We start from the raw sequence: 18,103 nt of genomic DNA on the forward strand, positions 1-18,103 counted from the left end.
CGCCGGCATGGATAAACCAGGCCGGCGTTCGCATATCTAATTTAATCTCTATTTAAATTATCGCGTTCTCAATATCATCATGCGCCATGGCATATGGGTCTGTTTGAGTTTTAAATTGGGTTACTACCCTATCGGTAAATGCAAGTAAGTTATCTAACTGAACAACGGCTGTATCAACTAGTGTTTCGCTAAGGCTTTGTAGAGACGATGTTAGCTTTTCGCGATTCTCTTTTCCTCTGGCAGGTGCAAATAATAGTCCTAAGGTAACTCCGGCAGCTAATCCTGTTAATAGTAAAACTGCTCCTTTTGAAGTATTGCTCATTTTGTTATAAATATAAAACGTAGAATAATTGATTAGTAAGGCCCGATAGTGTGGGCACACCGCAAATTAAAAAATATAATATAAATTATAAAATGCGACGTGTTATTTAACACTCATTTAACGCAAAACTGACACAATGGTTTGCCTATGTGTTGCTAAAAAGTAACTTTCAGCAATGCAATTACTCTTCGAGCTTTGTGGCTGCTACACCAAAGCGGTTTAAAAATTCAACACCTTCGTCAAACGGCAGGCCTTTATAAGCGGCGTATGATTTTTGGAAGAATACCTGCTTGATACCTGCCGAATAGATTAAACGGGCACATGCCAGGCATGGGGATAATGTTGTATATAAAGTTGCCCCTTCTAACCTGGCTCCATTTTTTACGGCGAACAGAATGGCGTTTTCTTCGGCATGGAGGGCCAAAGAGCAACTACCTTTAGCATCGCGGGCGCAGCCGGTTTCGGGCCACTCTTCGTCGCAATTATGGGTGCCTGACGGCGGGCCGTTATAGCCTATAGAAATGATGCGGGTATCTTTAGTTAAAACAGCCCCAACCTGGGCCTTAACGCAGTGTGAGCGTTGGGCCAGATCGAGGGCTAAATTCATAAAGATACTATTGAAGCTTGGTTTCATCTTTATACTGAGTGGTGAGCGGTTGTTTGAGTGAGCGGTTAAATTTTATAGGGAATTCTATACCTGATCAACTACTAACATAATTAACCTGTTCACCGTTAAAATTAATGTCCGCCTGAAACTTCTATATTGTCAAGATCAATACCTTGTGCTCTTAATTCGCTACTGGCTTTCCATGCAAAATAGGCCAAATAAGCAAAGCCAATAACCGGTACTATATATGAGAAATGAATACCGCTCATCCCTTTAATAATTTCGTTGCTACCATCGGCAACTTTACCCTGCAAAGGCGGGATAATAGCTCCACCCAATATCATCATAATTAAAAACGCCGAACCCTGGCTCGTGTATTTCCCCAACCCGGTTATAGCTAATGAAAATATAGAAGGCCACATAATTGAACAGCACAAGCCCCCACTAATAAACGAGAATGTAGCTACTCTACCTGTTGTAAGTAAACCTACCAGCATAAAAGTAACTCCCAATAAACTTAATACCGTTAAGGTACGGGTTGGCTTTTGTTTACCTATAAAAAATGCCACAATCAATACAGCCACACAAACTGCGTAAACATACAGGTTACTAACATTTACGCCGGTAGCCGCGTTAACTAACAGTACTACACCAAAGGCTATAAATGGTACAATGATGTATAAAATGTATTTGGTTGATTTAGACAAATCAAACGCGCCTATTGAGCCTGCAAAACGCCCTATCATTAAGCTCCCCCAATACAATGATATGTATGGCGCTATAGCAGAATCTGCAATAGAACCGAAAGCTGGTGTTTTTAATAGTGATCCCATGTTACTTTGAATGGTCACTTCGGTACCTACGTATGTGAATATGGCTATCATACCCAATATCAGCTGTGGATATTGCATAGCTCCCCATCCTTCTTTACTCTTTTTAGCAGCAAATATGGTACTGATCAATGTCCCCAAAATGATAACTAAGGAGGCATATACGAAGTACTGACTAGGAACGCCTGTTGATTTGCTGATCGGATCGGCGGCAAGTATCATAAGGAAAGCGATAAAGATAATGAACAAAGGCATATTAGCTTTTGTGCTCGACTCTATTTTTTCATCACTGGTTACTTTAGGCAAATTTGATATTTTAAAAAAGATAGCTACCGCGATAAATAAACCGGCTAATATGTAATATAAATTATTGATAGACGATATTTCTACAGTCACCTTAGCCGTTGAATTTGCTGTCCCAAACAATACTAAACCTACAACAACCGGGCCCAGCAATCCGCCAATATTATTAACACTACCAGCAAAGCTTAAACGGTTTGAGCCTGTTTCTGGCGGACCTAAGGCTATAACAAAGGGGTTTGCAGCTGTTTGCTGCAGCGAAAAGCCAATAGCTATAACAAAAAACGAGGTAAGAATAAGTGCGAAAGAACCAGAGTTTACCGCCGGTATCATACCCAACGCTCCAACTGCCGAGATAACGAGGCCACTGATGATACCATTTTTATACCCCAGTTTGTTCAGGATATCTACTTTAGTAGCTTGCGATGCAAAATATAAGATTAATGAACCAATAAAATATCCTCCATAAAACGTAAAATCTATCAATTGCGATTCAAACTGCGTAAGGTTAAAGTGCCCTTTACAGAACGGAATAAATACACCATTTGATGCTGCCAAAAATCCCCAGAAGAAAAATACTGTAATAAGGGTATACAGCGCCGAGCCGTAGTTTTTAGTGTTTTTTTGTTCCATGAAAGTGAATAAGTATTGGTTAGTGTACTTTTTACGCTATAAACATAAATTTAATTTTCAATATTAACTAAATTTAAATTTTAAATCCTTTACCTCAAATTTTCGTTGTATTTGATATAAAGTTGCATATTCGCATTCCGTGATTTACGAAAAGGCTATAAATTAATGATAGAAGCCATTATTGCAGGCATTGGGGCGGGTTTAGTGTTAGCACTATTAACCGGACCCGTATTTTTTGCATTGATTAAAACCAGTATTGAAAAGGGTTTCCATGCGGGGGTTGCTATGGCCCTGGGGGTGGTAGCCAGCGATGTGGTTTTTGTAGGTGCTATACTATTCGGTTCAGAATTTTTTGATTTTACTGTAGATACCCGAATACTGGGTATGGTTGGCAGCGGTATACTACTTGTTATTGGCCTGTATTACATGTTTAAAAAGGCCGATATCACTTATAAAAACAACACTCAAAAAATTAACCGCTCAGGTTTCTTTTTAAAAGGGTTTTTGATGTGCATTTTCAACCCATCGCTCCTTTTTCATTGGATCACGGTGATTGGCGCGGCAAGTACTTTATTCCACCGCGGCGTACCGGGCAGCACGACAAAGACGGCTATTATGTTTTTAACCATACTAATAGTGCAGTTTGGACTGGATACCACCAAGGCCTATTATGCCAATAAACTCCGCGATAAGATCTCCGAAAAAATGGTTCACCGGTTGAACCAGGTGGCTGGTTTGGCGCTCATTATAGCAGCCTTTGTAATTTTTGACAGGCTGATCACGCATTTTATATTTCCGCCGCAGTAAAGAAGGTGAATTGCGAGTAGTTGATACATCAGCTACTTCAGTATCCGTAATAATAATTGAACTCTCCTCTTAACAAATGAAAAAATTAACCGTCGTAGCTTTATTTATTACCCTCACTTTGCAATCTTGCTATGATTATAGCTTTAAAGAAACACACGTTGTAAAAAACATCTATTTAACTCATAGCGAAGGCCAATCAAAAGATGATTACTATTCTTTAGATAGAAAAGAAAGCGAGACTGGATATTCTGGTATCATTTCCGACAATGTCGTTGATATCTATTGCGATTCGCTGAACATCTTCGCTAAGGCAATTAACTTTAAAAATGATACGGATTTTTATACGTTGAACGTTGAAAAACTACATAACCTATCAACTTCGAATGTTGCGAGTACTTCAAAAGAGAAATTCTACAAAAAATTAAAAGCCTGCACTGCATGCAAAAAAATCAAGATAGAATATTGATATCTCAATAAACCACTCACTGCTATCCATTCAACCACTCACCAAAAGAATCTTACATATAAGCTCTCTGGTTCTTGCCTTCCATCCAGTTTACGTAAGCTCTGTTTACTACTTTGTTACCACCTGGGGTTGGGTAATCGCCGCTAAAGTACCAATCGCCTAAGTGATCGGGGCAGGCTATGTGCAGGTTATCCAGGGTTTGGTATATAACGTGTATTTCGGCTTTGATATCTTTCGGGGTAATTATTTTAGCTATCCTGTCGGATATTTCCTGATCTGTAAATGGCGCGTAGATGGCTTTTACGTAATTTTCTACTTCCTCTTTAGGTAGCTTTGAGCTTTCCTTACATTTTTGATAAACGTCGGCTATTACCTGGTACTGGCCACTGTCTTTCAATAAGCTAACTGCAGCTTCGAATGCCACAAATTCACCCATGCGGCTCATATCTATACCATAACAATCCGGATAACGGATTTGCGGCGCAGATGATACAACGATGATCTTTTTAGGTTTAAGCCTGTCGAGGATTTTCAGGATACTTTGCTTTAGCGTTGTACCACGAACTATCGAATCATCCAAAGCTACTAAAGTATCTACCCCATTTTTTACGATGCCATAAGTGGTATCATAAACATGAGCCACCATTTCGGAGCGATCGGCATCCTGGGTGATAAAAGTGCGGAGTTTTACGTCCTTTATGGCTATCTTCTCAACGCGCGGGGCCATGGCTAAAACTTCGGTTAGCTCTTCGTCACTTATTTTATCTTCGCGGTTAAGCAATATTTCGCGCTGGCATTGTTTAACGTGTTTGTGGGCGCCTTCAACCAATCCGTAAAAAGCAACTTCGGCCGTGTTGGGGATATATGAGAATACAGTATTCTTCATATCGTTATCAATGGCCTCTAATATTTGAGGGCATAATAAGCGACCCAATTGCTTACGCTCACGGTAAATAGAAGCATCACTTCCGCGTGAGAAATAGATCCGCTCGAAAGAACATGCTTTCTTTTCCTGCGGTTCGCTAAACATTTCTTCGCTTATCGTGCCATCTTTTTTAATGATCAAAGCGTGGCCGGGTTTTACTTCTCGCACTTCGCCGATCGGAATATTGAAGGCCGTTTGAATAGCAGGGCGCTCCGAAGCGGCTACTACAACCTCATCATTATAGTAATAAAATGCCGGACGAATACCAGCCGGATCGCGCATAACAAACGCATCACCATGGCCAAATATGCCTGATATGGTATAACCACCATCCCAGTTTTTGGCCGATTTTCTTAATATTTTAGCTACGTCCAGGTCTTTAGCTATCAGTTTGGTGATCTCTACGTTATCATCCAAACCTTCGCGTTTGTACTGATCGAATAAGCCTTGTACTTCGCTATCTAAAAAATGACCTATTTTTTCTAATACAGTTACCGTATCGGCTTTCTCTTTAGGGTGCTGGCCAAGCTCGTACAATTGTTGTAAAAGCTCGTCAACATTAGTCATGTTAAAGTTACCTGCAATAACCAGATTACGCGTCATCCAGTTATTTTGGCGTAAAAACGGGTGGCAGTTTTCTACGCTGTTTTTACCGTGTGTGCCATAACGCAAATGGCCCAAAAGAACTTCGCCGGTAAAGCTTACGTTACTTTTGAGCCATTCGGTATCAGCCATTTTTTCGGGCTGTTCCTTTTGTATGTCTGCAAATTTTTTCTGGATGTATTCAAATATATCCGCAACAGCGTTGGTTGCTAAAGACCGGTGGCGGCTAATGTAGCGCTGCCCGGGAGCTATATCCAACTTAATGGTGGCTACCCCTGCCCCGTCTTGCCCGCGGTTGTGCTGCTTCTCCATCAGGAGGTAGAGCTTATTTAAACCATATAGTGCTGTGCCGTACTTTTTGTGGTAAAATGATAACGGCTTTAAAAGACGAATAAATGCTATTCCGCATTCATGTTTTATCGATTCGCTCATGGTATCTAATAAGCGCGCAAAGATACAGTTTTATGTGATAAACGAAAAGGTTTTAGCGGATTTTGAGGGAATTGTGGAGAGATGACAGTGTGGTGGAAAAGTTGGGGTTACTTTGATATAATGCTATATTTTGTATTATCAGAATAATAATCTGTAGTATTTGATATAGGGCAAACTTCTTTGATCACATCATGAAATAAATTAGATATCAAAATGTTCCAGATTCTTATGTCCGCAAGTCGATATTAACAAATTACAACAACAAAAGTCAACTGTTCACTATTGTTTGGGGCGTTGCCTTCGGCCCAGGCTATACGCTCATACTACACAGGCCTTAGCCACGGGCCGGTATCCGCTCCTATCCTTAACGCGGAATTGGGAATTGGGGATGCATTAGAATTGCCAACTTTTAAAAGTTGGCAATTCTAATGCATATTAAAGCTTTTCGCCGTGCTGACTGATATCTAAACCAATCGCTTCATCTTCAGGTGATACACGTAATGGGGTTATCATATCGGTTATTTTGAGTAGCAGTAGCGAGCCAAAAAAGGCGAAGATAGACACACCTACCAAAGCTTCAAGCTGAATTAAAAACAGATGGGTTTCGCCAAAGAATAAGCCGTTGCCTGTAGTGTTACCCGGGTTGATATTTTTATGCGCAAATACACCGGTTAAAACCATACCTACCATACCACCTACACCATGGCAAGGGAAAACATCAAGAGTATCGTCAATTTTGGTACGGGTGCGCCATTCAACAACTACGTTACTTATAATGGATGAGATAATACCGATAGCCAGCGAGTGCGGAATAGATACATAACCTGCCGCGGGGGTTATAGCTACCAAACCTACCACAGCGCCAATACAGGCCCCCATTGCGCTTGGTTTTTTACCACGTAACAGATCAACGTTGATCCAGCAAACGGCTGCGGCGGCTGATGCGGTGGTACTTGTGGCCAGGGCCGTAACCGCCAATGAATTTGCACCCATAGCCGAGCCAGCGTTGAAACCAAACCAACCGAACCACAATAAGCCGGTACCTATCATTACATAAGTAATACGGGCAGGTGCATGGTTAGGTTCGTTACGACGTTTTAAATATAAGGCTGATGCCAGCGCTGCCCAACCTGCCGACATGTGTACAACGGTACCACCGGCAAAATCAAGCACACCAAGTTTAAACAATACACCATCCGGGTGCCAGGTGCAATGTGCAAGCGGGGCATAGATGAACACAAAGAACAGGCAAATGAATGCTACGTATGAGTTAAAACGGATCCGTTCGGCAAAGGCGCCTGTAATTAGCGCCGGTGTTATAATGGCGAATTTTAACTGGTACATGGCAAATAACAATAAAGGTATTGTAGGTGCAAGTTTCCAGGTTTGGTTGCCCAGCATTCCGCGCATCATAAAGAATGTACGGGGATCGCCGATGAGGCCGTGTATTGAATCGCCAAAGGCTAAACTGAAGCCAAAAACTATCCAGATAACCGTGATAACCGCCATACAAATAAAGCTCTGAAACATTGTAGATATCACATTTTTTTTATTCACCATTCCGCCGTAAAAAAAGGCGAGTCCGGGTGTCATGATGAGTACCAGTCCGGTGGCGCTCAGCATCCAGGCGGTATCGGCAGCGCTGATGGTGGTGCTATTATTTACAACATCAATAGATGGAAAGATAAAAGAGAACAATAAAATAACGAAGAGGAAACCGAAAGGGATGAATCTTTTCACTTATTTGGAATTTTAGAATATTTCGAGCCCCGAAAATATAAAATTCTGTTTGAAAATCCCTGTCTTAATTAAATTTTGTTAATAAAGTCTATCTAATTAATAGGAATATTAAAAAATTGTGGAAATATTCCGGCAATCAGAACAAATAAACTGATCAAACAAATAGAGATCAATAAATACTGATGTGTTAATAATTGGTCTTCAGCATGGTGTTCGTTCCTTTTGAGGAAGAGATAGAGCGGTATTTTAATGTAATAAAATAACGAAATAACGGTTGTTGCAGCACCGGTTATCATCAAAGCCAAAAGCCAGATATTATGATTTATATCATATATTTGATACACAGACGAAAACACCATCACTTTGGCGTTAAAGCCCGCGCTAATCGGTAATCCCGCCAAGGAAATTAAGATGATGACAAAGCAAACCGATGGTAAAGGATAACGCAGGCCAACGCCTTTGTAGCTATCCAGATCATGAGCGCCTATCTTATTTACAAAGTATGATGTTAGCATAAGCGCACCAACATTAGCAACGGCATAAACCAATAAGTAGAACAGTATTGCAGACACGCCTTGCTGTGAAAATGTAGCCAAAGCCATTAACGCGAAACCCGTATGCCCTATGCTTGAATAAGCAAGTAAGCGTTTGATATTGGTTTGCCAGATGGCAGCCAGGTTACCTACGATCATGGTGATGATACCGATCACCGAAAGGAACAAGCGGAAATCAAAAGCAGACCAGGTTCCGTAGGATATAAACGGGGTTAAAAAATTAATAAACAAACCAAAGGCGGCAATTTTAGGCAAAGTAGAGAGGTAGGCGGTTATTGGTGTAGCAGCTCCCTGGTAAACATCGGGCACCCAAAAATGCATGGGTACAAAGGATAGTTTAAAGCCTATACCTACCATTACCAGCACAATAGCCAACGAAACACTTACCGGGTTAGCTATGCTTAAGTTATGAATAAAAGTAGCGTCATTAATATCTAACGAACCGCTAAAGCCATAAAGCAGCGATATACCATAAAGCATTATGGCTGATGATACCGCGCCGAAGAGTACATACTTCATACCAGCTTCGGTAGTTACCGGGGTATCTGAGCGGTAGGCTACCATGAGGTAGGACGCGATAGACACCATTTCGATAGAAACATAGATACTGAGCAGGTTTACCGCCATAACCATGATATGCAAGCCAAGTACGGATGCGATGATGATGGAATAAAGATCGGCTAAGCCTTTGAAATGCGCACGCAGCGCTTTATCCCAGGGAACGTAAAGCAGGATGATGATGGCTAAAACATCGATGATGAGTTTAAAAAAAACTTCGGTGCGGCGCAGCTGGAGCATTTCGCCAAAAAGATAAGCGGCGCCGCCTTTTGAATTGCTGAGCAACACCAATTGCCATAGCACTTTGTATATTACAACCAACAACCCTCCGATACTGATGCTACGGCAGATCCGCCCGGATGTTTTGCCGAAGATGAGGTCGGTTACAAAGACGAGAATAAATAACACACTCAGGATCAACTCGGGCATAAAGTAGCCTAAGCTATCCATGATACTTTTTAACTGAGCGGGTATTGATGGTAATAATTCGTGCATTTATTTGACCTGAATAAATTGAATTAATGCCAGTACAGAATCGTTTATCTTATCAAAAACTAATGATGGCATTATACCTAAAGCAAGAGTTAGCAAGGCTAAAGGCACAAGGGCCAATATTTCGCGTTTACCCAGATCGGTCAGGGCAAGTTTCCAGGCATCCCCACCTTTTAAGCGGGTATCGCCGAAGAACATGCGCTGTAGTGTCCATAAAAAATAGGTGGCACTGAGCAGGATACCTACCGAACCACAAACAGCCATCCATACAGGAATAGTTTTGGAGTTGAACGCGCCTATCAAGCTAAAAGCCTCGGCTATGAATGCTGAAAAACCAGGTAAGCCTAATGATGCGAAAAAGGCGATCATGATGAAGACCGTGTATTTAGGGAGCATTGTACCCAATCCGCGGAAGCTATAGATATCCCTATCATGAACCCGAATGTAGATCACGCCCACCAAATAAAATAACATGGACGACAGGAAGCCGTGACTTACCATCTGCATCATGGCGCCGCTCATCCCTTCGGCAGTGTTTGAGGCTATACCTAATAACACAAAACCCATGTGTGATACGGATGAGAAGGCGATAAGGCGTTTCAGATCGCGTTGAGCGAGGGCGTTTAGGGCGCCATATAAAATAGATACTACACCCAACAAGCCTATCCAAAAGGCTCCGTTTAAAGCTACTTCGGGGAAGATGCCGAGGCAGATGCGGATGATACCATACCCTCCTACTTTCAATAATACACCAGCTAATATGATAGATACAGGGGTTGGCGCTTCAACGTGGGCATCTGGCAGCCAGGTATGGAAAGGCACTACGGGTACTTTAATGGCAAAGGCGATGAATAGCACAATAAAACCAACTGTACGTGCCGGAATTCCAAATAACAGGCGATGACTTAGAATACCAAATATGGAACCACTATCGTAATTGGCAGGGTTCATCATTTGAACCATATTAAATGTATGATTCCCCGTTGCCGGATCTTTAACCGAAAAGTATAAACCAACCATCACCAGCAGCATAAATACTGAGCCAAATAAGGTATACAAGAAGAATTTAATAGCCGCGTATTCGCGGCGGACACCGCCCCATATCCCGATAAGGAAGTATAGTGGCAGGAGCATTAATTCGTAAAAGATATAGAACAGGAAGAAGTCTAATGAACAAAATACGCCCGTTATGGCAACATCCAGCAATAGGAATAAGGCAAAATAACCTTTGTGATTCTTATTGATCTCCCATGATGATAAGGCGGCTATCACCATTACTACAGATGACATAAGTAAAAGTATGATAGATATACCATCAACACCTACAAAATAATCTATCTGCATGCGACCCATCCCGCCAAGGTTAAGGCCTATCCAATGGAGTTTTTCTACAAACTGATATTGCCCCTCGTTGGCAACTCCCGCGTAAGCGGCGCCTGTTTTAAAGTTTAGATATAGCCATATGCTGATACCCAACTGCAGCAAAGTAGCAAACAGCGTGAGGTATCTGAATATGTTGCGATACCCTGCAGGCAGCATCAAAATGATGAGCCCAAACAGTATCGGCGAAAAAATGAGCAGCGTTAATATATTCATTATTTAAATAAACGTCTTTAAAACATATACAACCAAAATGATGAACAGCATGGTGAACAGATAATTTTGCACCTTTCCGGTTTGAAACCCACGGATAAAGTTACCCGCTTGTTTAACTATATCGGTAATTAAATGCAACAGCCCATCTATAATGTATCGATCAAACCATGCCGATATTTTACTTAGCGCTATGCCAACTTTACCTAATGTATTTACAAAGCCATCTAATATATGTTGATCAAACCAATACAATGCCTTGCCAATAATTAATACCAGCTTAACTATTACGCCGTTGTAAAAATTATCGATATACCATTGGTTGAACGAGATATTGAACAACAAGCCTTTTTGTTTAAACCAATGTACACTTTGTTTGGCGTAAACGGCGTATGCCAGGTAAATTACCAATAAGCCCACGCCATTAATAATAACAGGAACCCAAAGGTGAAAGGAGAATGGTGAATGGTGAATGGTATCAATTAAACTTGTTGTTGTGAAACCCTTTACAAGCCACACATTATTAAACTCGAACGGATTGAATGAGAATAGCGGGAACAAACTGCAAAGGGCTAATAATACCATTGGCAGGGATAAGCGCCAATCGCCCTCGTGGGCCTCAGGTTCTATACTGGCATCAATGTGCTTTAAGCGCGATTGGCCGAGGAATACTTTGAATATTAAACGGGCTATATAAAAGGTAGTTAGTAAACTAGTAAGCATTGCTCCTATCGGGATGATGCTGTAGGCCCAGCCCTTGCCGTGTGCCCAGTCGAAGGATTGTATCAGGATGCCATCTTTAGATAAATAACCGGATGTTAATGGGAAACCGATCAGGGCTAAAGCAGCCACACAGCAGGTAATAAAAGTTACCGGCATCAGCTTACGCAAACCGCCCATATACAAAATGCTTTGCGGATCGATATTAAGATGGTGTTTATGTTTGAGATGGCTCATCTGGTGAATGATAACACCAGCAGACAGGAACAATAAGCATTTAAAAAACGCGTGCGTAGCCAAATGAAACAACGATGATGAATAAGCGCCAACTCCCATACCCATTACCATAAAACCTAATTGCGATATGGTAGAATAGGCTAAAATACGCTTCAGGTCGTTTTGCGTGAGCGCAATGGTGGCGGCCATAAATGCCGTAAAGCAGCCAGTGATGGCAATGATGGTTAACACTTCGGTATTAAAGAGCGGATAAACCCGACCCAGTAAAAATATACCCGCGGCAACCATTGTAGCGGCATGTATCAATGCCGAAACCGATGTTGGCCCTTGCATAGCATCGGGCAGCCAGGTGTGGAGAGGAAATTGTGCTGATTTAGCGATGGCCCCACATAAAAAACAGATCCCTGTAATAGTGAGGAGTATTGTATTTGGTGCTATACCTCTGCTACCGCCAAATAATTTTTCAATATCGAAAGAATGGAATTGCGAATAAACCAACAGAATACCAATAAGCAAACCTACATCACCAATACGGTTCATTATAAAGGCTTTTTTGTTTGCTTGTACAGCTCGCTCACGTGTAAACCAAAAACCGATGAGGAGATAAGAAGCAAATCCAACAAGTTCCCAAAAGGCATAAAGCAAAAGCAAGTTATCTATTATAACCAAACCCAACATAGCGAAACAAAAGAAACTGAGATAAGCAAAATACCGGGTATAACGTTCATCACCCTTCATGTAGGCCATAGAGTAGATGTGTACTGGTAAAGCAATAGCTGATACCAATAATAACATCAATACCGAGAGGTTATTTAGCAATATACCTATTGGGATATTGAGATAGCCAATTGTAAACCAAATGGTTTGGATATGTGTTGATAATTGATTCCATTGCTGACTAAATATCCAGCCCGACAGGACAAAAGATACCAATATAGTAATAGTAGAAACCCAAGCTGATAGTTTACTTTGTTTTGGAAGGAATAACGCATTAACGATGCCCGCAAATAAAGGCGATGCAACCGCTATAATGGCGAGCAGTGCAAGAGTGTCTTTATGTTGCAGAGTTAGTTCCAATTATTTTTTAGTTGTGATAAATATCTTATAGTGTTTTGTAGGGGCATATGAACCCTCAAAGTCTGAATCCATAATAAGACTGGCTATGCTTTCTTTCTTTAAACTATATAAAATTGTAGCTATGTTTTTTTGACTGCCTTTTAGTTCTTTTCCATCAATATAATAAATTGATGAAACTGAGAAGGGGTTATCTTTCTCTTTATCCCGTTCAAGGTATAGCTTATATAGATTGGAAATCTCACTCAGCTTTTTTTGATAAGATTCAATTGCATACTTTTTTGTAATAATTATAACCACACCGTAACGCGCATCATTTCCATATTTTTTGTAAGCGGCATCTCCCGTTTTATAAGTAGATAATTCTACCATATCACTTGTATCAGGAATTTGCTTTACCCCTCTTTGTTTAACGCCATCTATCACGTATAAAAGGCTATCCTCATAACTATGGTGCTCAATATTAATTTGAGCCGAAACCCGACCTACAAGTAACAATAAAAAAAACAATAGCAGCAATCTCGTCATCATCCTTTCAGTTTTTCTACTTTAGTTGGGTCAATAGTTTTGTATTGGCGGTATACGTTCAATATAATAGCCAATGCCACGGCAACTGCTGCCGCTGCCAGTACGATACCGAATAGGGCGAATGCCTGGCCCGCGTTGTTTACTTTATCGTATTTACCAAAAGCTACTAAATTCAATATTGCCGAGTTGATGATGAGTTCGATCCCGATCAATACCTGGATGGCATTACGTTTGGATAATATGATGTAGATGCCAATGCAGAATAAGCCTGCACCTATGAGCAAAAAATTTGATAGGGTTATCATAGCTTATGCTCCTCCCTCCGGGCTAAATGGGCGGCTCCTATTAAAGTCATCATTAAGAGTACGGATATGATCTCGAACGGCAGCAGGTAACGCGTCATCAGGTTGATGCCGATGTTGTTGATGGTGTTATCGGTCGGTTTAATTACGTTGTTGCTTTGCGCGGATGCTTTGACCCATTGCAACGCATCGGGCTCGGCTTTGAGGATGGCATTTACCAATACTATCGCGAAAAGCACAGCTACCAATATGGCAGGTAGTTTACCTACCGAAATAAATTTGCTATTGCTTTGCTGAAGGTTATTTAAAACTTCTTTATTAGAGAGCATAAAAGCGAACAGCATCAGCACCAATACCCCCCCTACATAAATTACAACCTGGGTTACGGCTACAAAATCCGCTAGGGCGAAAACATATAATCCCGCCAAGGCAAATAGGGTGACAAAGAACATAAAGAGTGAGCGCACCAGGTTGTTACTGATAGCCACCAGCAATGCCGATGCTAAAGCAACAAACCCCATTACGCAAAATAAAACCTGATCTATGTTCATTCGCCCTCTTCCTTCTTTTTCATGGCAGCTAATTTGGCCGCTTCTTTTTCTGCCTGTTGGGCCGCGAGGGCCTTTCGTTTTTCTTCGGCAAACTCGGCACTCATGTCCGAGAATTGGTAGTTTAGCAGATCAATACTTGGTACGCTCACGTCGTACTCATTGGTCATTACGATGCATTCGGTTGGGCATACTATGGTGCACAGCCCGCAGTACATGCACTTAGCCATATCAATATCAAATGTAGCGGCGTGAATGCGCTTCGGGCTCCCATCGGATGTTAAACCGATTAGTTCGGTAGCCTTGATCGAATCGATAGTTATACAATCAACCGGACAAATTTTGGCGCAAAGATCACATACGATGCAATCGTCAATTTCTACATCTAATTGATAGCGCCCAACTTCGGGTACGGGTAATTGCTGGCTTGGGTATTGGATGGTATTGGTACCGTGACCGTTTTGTTGCTCAAAGTAGTTATCGGATTTAACAGACTCCACCACCCTTTGCTTATTTGAAGCAAAAAAATGTTTGATGGTAAGGGCTAATCCCTTAGCCGCCGTTGTAAGTCCGTTTAATACTCCGCCTAACATTATAATACTACATTAACAATAAGCGCCATACGCCCGATATCAGCATACAAGCAAAAGCCAAAGGTGTTAAAACCTTCCAGCATAAATTCATTAGTTGATCGATGCGGAAACGTGGTAATGTCCACCTGATCCACATTTGGGCAAAAACCAGTAACAATGTTTTTGAGGTTACCCATACAATTCCCCAGGCTAAACCGGTTGTATAGTTAGCTAACGCAAAGGAACCAAAGTTAGGGAATGGTGTATTCCATGCGCCTAAAAATAGCATTACGGCTACCATTGATACCAAAAACATCATGGCATACTCTGCCAAAAACACAAAGGCGAAACCCATGCCTGTATACTCGGTATGGAAACCTGCTACCAGTTCTGATTCCGCTTCCGGGATATCAAATGGAGCACGGTTGGCTTCGGCTAATGACGCGATAAAATAGATAACAAAAGCGATGATCAAATGCGGGGCACGGAAGATATTCCATGATAGTATGCCGCCGATGTGGCTTACATCCCAATAGCCTAAAAATTTGGTTGTAACCGTTGACAGGATGCCTTGCTGAGCGGCTATTTGCTGTAAATCTAAAGTCTGCGTTATCATTACTACGGCTATGATAGCGAAGCCGGCAGGTATTTCGTAAGATATGATCTGTGATACGGAACGCATCGCGCCAAGCAAAGAGTATTTATTGTTTGAACCCCAACCGGCCATTAAAATGCCCAGGGTTTCGATAGAGATTATAGCGAATACATAGAACAAACCAATGTTTAAACTTACCGGAACTAAACCTGGCCCCCATGGCATAGCAGCAAAGCCCAAATAAACGGCTACAAATATGATGCAGGGCGCCATAATAAATAAAACTTTATCGGCAGCGGCAGGGGTAATAAATTCTTTTTGGATAAGCTTGAGCATATCGGCCAAAGTTTGCAGGGAGCCAAATTTACCCACCTCGGTAGGGCCAAGCCTATCCTGCATAAAGGCAGATACCTTACGCTCGGCATACACCCCAAATAAGGTAAATGCTCCTGCGAAAGCGAAAAGCACTAAAGCGATGATGATATATGTGATAATGAAGCTCAATTGCAATTTGCCTTTGGGCTGCAAACTTACTTAATTACAAATAAAATATAGCTTTTTAGTATACATTATTGAATTGCGATAAGGCTTATTTCATTTGCACATAAGTTGACTTTACAGGCTCCGAATAAAAGATGGATGCATGATGGTCAAAATCAGCAGTATCATCAGTAGTAGTAAAGAATTGCTGGTTGCCGTTTTTGGTTAAACGTTGCTCCATTTCTGGATGGCGTTGCAGGTAATTAACCAAGCTTTGGGCTACAATATCTCCCTGGGATACCACTTGTATATTTTGCGGCAAATAGGCTTTGATCTTTTGCTGAAGTACCGGATAATGGGTGCAGGCTAACAATAGCGTATCGATATCGGGCGATTGCGCCAGTATCTGATCGAGGTATTGTTTTACAAAATAATCGGCTCCGGGTTTATCATATTCCCCGTTCTCTATCAATGGCACCCATAAAGGGCAGGCTTGCTGGTAAACTTTTACATCAGGAAAGAATTTTCCGATCTCGAGCAAATATGATCCGGATTGGATTGTTCCTTTTGTGCCCAGTACACCTATTTGTTTGGTTTGCGAATAATTACCAATTACTTCGGCCGTTGGGCGGATGACGCCTAATACACGTTTGGTTGGGTCTGCGGTTTTCAGGTCTTTTTGCTGAATGGTTCGTAACGCTTTGGCGGATGCCGTGTTGCAAGCCAATATAACTAAGGGGCAGCCCAGACCGAACATTTGCTGTACACATTCCCAGGTATACTCGTGAATGGTTTTGAATGAACGGTTACCGTAGGGTGCCCTTGAGTTATCGCCTAAATACACATAATCGTATTGTGGTAACAGTTTAGATATCGATTTAAAAACGGTTAAACCGCCGTAGCCGGAATCAAAAACACCAATAGGTTGGTTGAGTAACATAGATGCTAAAATAAGAAAATAAAAAAGCCCAAAAACAAAAAAGGGAAAACCTAAGCTTTCCCTTTTTTATTCTGATAACTTAATATCTTACTTGATACCTAATTTCAACTTTACAGCCGGAGTTAAATCGTCCGCAGCCGGAGAAACAACTAATATTTGTGAAGTTGCATCTAATACATATCCGTAACCTTTTTCTTTAGCTACTGCTGCAACAGCGGCTTTAACCTGGTCAAACAATGGTTTTGCTAAATCTTGTTGTTTCTGCTCCATTTTTTGTTGCGCATCGGTTGAGAATTTTTGGATGCGGTTTTGAATGTCTGATAATTCACCTTCTTTTACCTGGCGTACAGCATCTGTCATGGTAGCACGGCCTTTTTCGTATTCGGCACCTTTTGTTTGATACTCTGTTTGCATCAACTGGTATTGATCGGCAAAGGTTTTTTGATAATCCTGCAATGTTTTTGCAAGAACGGCTTTTTGAGGCATTACATCAACTATAGCGCTAAAATAAACGAAACCTTGTTTGCTTTGAGCTTTGGCAACAAAACTTGCTGTTAAGGTAATACATGCTGCAAACAGGGCAACTTTAATTAATTTTTTCATTCTGGTTTTTTTGATTTTTATTATGATACTTTGATATTACAATTTTAAGCGGTTTACCGCTATTTTACAACAAAAAGGAAAGATGTTAAGTCCTTCCCATCTGGTTTGTATGATTTGATGTTATTTTAAGCCCAATTTCAATTTTACGGCCGCCAACAGGTCATCAGTAGTTGGAGATACCAACAACTCATTTTGTGAAGAATCTATAACATATGCGTAACCTTTCTCTTTAGCTACTAAAGATATAGCGGCTCTAACTTTATCAAAAAGAGGTTTAACTAATTCTTCCTTTTTTTGGTCAACTTTTTGCGCGGCACTTGCCTGATAGTCTTGAGCGCGTTTTTGCAGATCCTGTAATTCACCTTCTTTCAACTGCCGAACAGCATCAGTCATGGTTGCTTTTTTAGAATCATAATCCGCAGCTTTTGCCTGCAAATCGTTTTGCATAATGGTCAACTGATCCATAAAAGTTTTTTGGTAAGCCTGAAGCGTTGCAGAAACTGTTTTAGTATCGGGCATAATATCAATAACCGCATTAAAATTGATATGACCGATCTTAGATTGTGCATTAGCTACAAAGCTCCCCGCAAACATCATACATCCCGCAACTAATACAACTCTTAATAATTTTTTCATTAACGT

Annotated in this window: 18 protein-coding genes; 2 read left to right on the forward strand and 16 right to left on the reverse strand. The window is 41.1% G+C overall.

Annotated elements, in window-relative coordinates:
* Positions 1 to 52 precede the first annotated feature (52 nt).
* From ABIN91_RS05810 to ABIN91_RS05820, 3 genes are all read right to left on the reverse strand, one after another.
* Positions 53 to 322 carry a YtxH domain-containing protein gene (locus tag ABIN91_RS05810; protein ID WP_348049422.1) on the reverse strand — a complete coding sequence of 90 codons (270 nt, stop codon included), beginning with the start codon at positions 320 to 322 and terminating at the stop codon, positions 53 to 55.
* A 181-nt stretch (positions 323 to 503) separates the two neighbouring features.
* A complete protein-coding gene (locus tag ABIN91_RS05815) occupies positions 504 to 929 on the reverse strand; it encodes a dCMP deaminase family protein (protein ID WP_348049424.1) in 426 nt (141 codons plus the stop codon).
* Between the two features lie 131 nt (positions 930 to 1,060).
* Positions 1,061 to 2,692: an MFS transporter gene (locus tag ABIN91_RS05820; RefSeq protein WP_348049426.1), complete on the reverse strand. Its 1,632-nt coding sequence runs from the start codon at positions 2,690 to 2,692 to the stop codon at positions 1,061 to 1,063.
* 165 nt (positions 2,693 to 2,857) lie between these two features.
* On the opposite strand from ABIN91_RS05820, the gene ABIN91_RS05825 reads away from it, so the two are divergent.
* Entirely contained in the window at positions 2,858 to 3,499 is a 642-nt protein-coding gene (locus tag ABIN91_RS05825) for a LysE family transporter (protein WP_348049428.1), read from the forward strand.
* Between the two features lie 76 nt (positions 3,500 to 3,575).
* The gene (locus tag ABIN91_RS05830; RefSeq protein ID WP_348049430.1) at positions 3,576 to 3,965 is read left to right on the forward strand and encodes a hypothetical protein; all 390 of its coding nucleotides are present in this window, start codon (positions 3,576 to 3,578) and stop codon (positions 3,963 to 3,965) included.
* A gap of 52 nt (positions 3,966 to 4,017) precedes the next feature.
* Here ABIN91_RS05830 and ABIN91_RS05835 read toward each other — a convergent pair whose 3' ends face one another.
* The 13 genes from ABIN91_RS05835 to ABIN91_RS05895 form a co-directional block, all read right to left on the reverse strand.
* Positions 4,018 to 5,925, reverse strand: a complete 1,908-nt coding sequence (locus tag ABIN91_RS05835) for a class II glutamine amidotransferase (protein ID WP_348049432.1) — start codon at positions 5,923 to 5,925, stop codon at positions 4,018 to 4,020.
* A gap of 435 nt (positions 5,926 to 6,360) precedes the next feature.
* On the reverse strand, positions 6,361 to 7,665 hold the full coding sequence (locus ABIN91_RS05840; RefSeq protein WP_348049434.1) for an ammonium transporter: 1,305 nt from the start codon (positions 7,663 to 7,665) through the stop codon (positions 6,361 to 6,363).
* A 92-nt stretch (positions 7,666 to 7,757) separates the two neighbouring features.
* On the reverse strand, positions 7,758 to 9,272 hold the full coding sequence (locus tag ABIN91_RS05845) for an NADH-quinone oxidoreductase subunit N (protein ID WP_348049436.1): 1,515 nt from the start codon (positions 9,270 to 9,272) through the stop codon (positions 7,758 to 7,760).
* Positions 9,273 to 10,865 (reverse strand): NADH-quinone oxidoreductase subunit M, encoded by a 1,593-nt coding sequence (locus ABIN91_RS05850; RefSeq protein ID WP_348049440.1) that lies wholly within the window; start codon positions 10,863 to 10,865, stop codon positions 9,273 to 9,275.
* 3 nt (positions 10,866 to 10,868) lie between these two features.
* The gene (nuoL, locus tag ABIN91_RS05855; protein WP_348049443.1) at positions 10,869 to 12,896 is read right to left on the reverse strand and encodes an NADH-quinone oxidoreductase subunit L; all 2,028 of its coding nucleotides are present in this window, start codon (positions 12,894 to 12,896) and stop codon (positions 10,869 to 10,871) included.
* Positions 12,897 to 13,424: a hypothetical protein gene (locus tag ABIN91_RS05860; protein ID WP_348049445.1), complete on the reverse strand. Its 528-nt coding sequence runs from the start codon at positions 13,422 to 13,424 to the stop codon at positions 12,897 to 12,899. It abuts the gene before it with no gap.
* On the reverse strand, positions 13,421 to 13,726 hold the full coding sequence (nuoK, locus tag ABIN91_RS05865; protein ID WP_348049447.1) for an NADH-quinone oxidoreductase subunit NuoK: 306 nt from the start codon (positions 13,724 to 13,726) through the stop codon (positions 13,421 to 13,423). Before nuoK ends, ABIN91_RS05860 begins: the two co-directional genes overlap by 4 nt.
* A complete protein-coding gene (locus ABIN91_RS05870) occupies positions 13,723 to 14,274 on the reverse strand; it encodes an NADH-quinone oxidoreductase subunit J (RefSeq protein WP_348049449.1) in 552 nt (183 codons plus the stop codon). Before ABIN91_RS05870 ends, nuoK begins: the two co-directional genes overlap by 4 nt.
* Entirely contained in the window at positions 14,271 to 14,864 is a 594-nt protein-coding gene (locus ABIN91_RS05875; protein ID WP_348049451.1) for a 4Fe-4S dicluster domain-containing protein, read from the reverse strand. Before ABIN91_RS05875 ends, ABIN91_RS05870 begins: the two co-directional genes overlap by 4 nt.
* A 7-nt stretch (positions 14,865 to 14,871) precedes the next feature.
* Positions 14,872 to 15,942, reverse strand: coding sequence for an NADH-quinone oxidoreductase subunit NuoH (gene nuoH / locus ABIN91_RS05880; RefSeq protein WP_348049453.1), 1,071 nt, complete (start codon positions 15,940 to 15,942; stop codon positions 14,872 to 14,874).
* Between the two features lie 85 nt (positions 15,943 to 16,027).
* Positions 16,028 to 16,858, reverse strand: coding sequence for a glutamate racemase (gene murI, locus ABIN91_RS05885; RefSeq protein ID WP_348049455.1), 831 nt, complete (start codon positions 16,856 to 16,858; stop codon positions 16,028 to 16,030).
* 87 nt (positions 16,859 to 16,945) lie between these two features.
* A complete protein-coding gene (locus tag ABIN91_RS05890; protein ID WP_348049457.1) occupies positions 16,946 to 17,461 on the reverse strand; it encodes an OmpH family outer membrane protein in 516 nt (171 codons plus the stop codon).
* Between the two features lie 120 nt (positions 17,462 to 17,581).
* Complete coding sequence (locus ABIN91_RS05895; protein WP_348049459.1) at positions 17,582 to 18,097, reverse strand: OmpH family outer membrane protein; 516 nt, start codon at positions 18,095 to 18,097, stop codon at positions 17,582 to 17,584.
* Positions 18,098 to 18,103: the final 6 nt, after the last annotated feature.

This window comes from Mucilaginibacter sp., from assembly GCF_039921305.1.
Lineage (GTDB): Bacteria > Bacteroidota > Bacteroidia > Sphingobacteriales > Sphingobacteriaceae > Mucilaginibacter.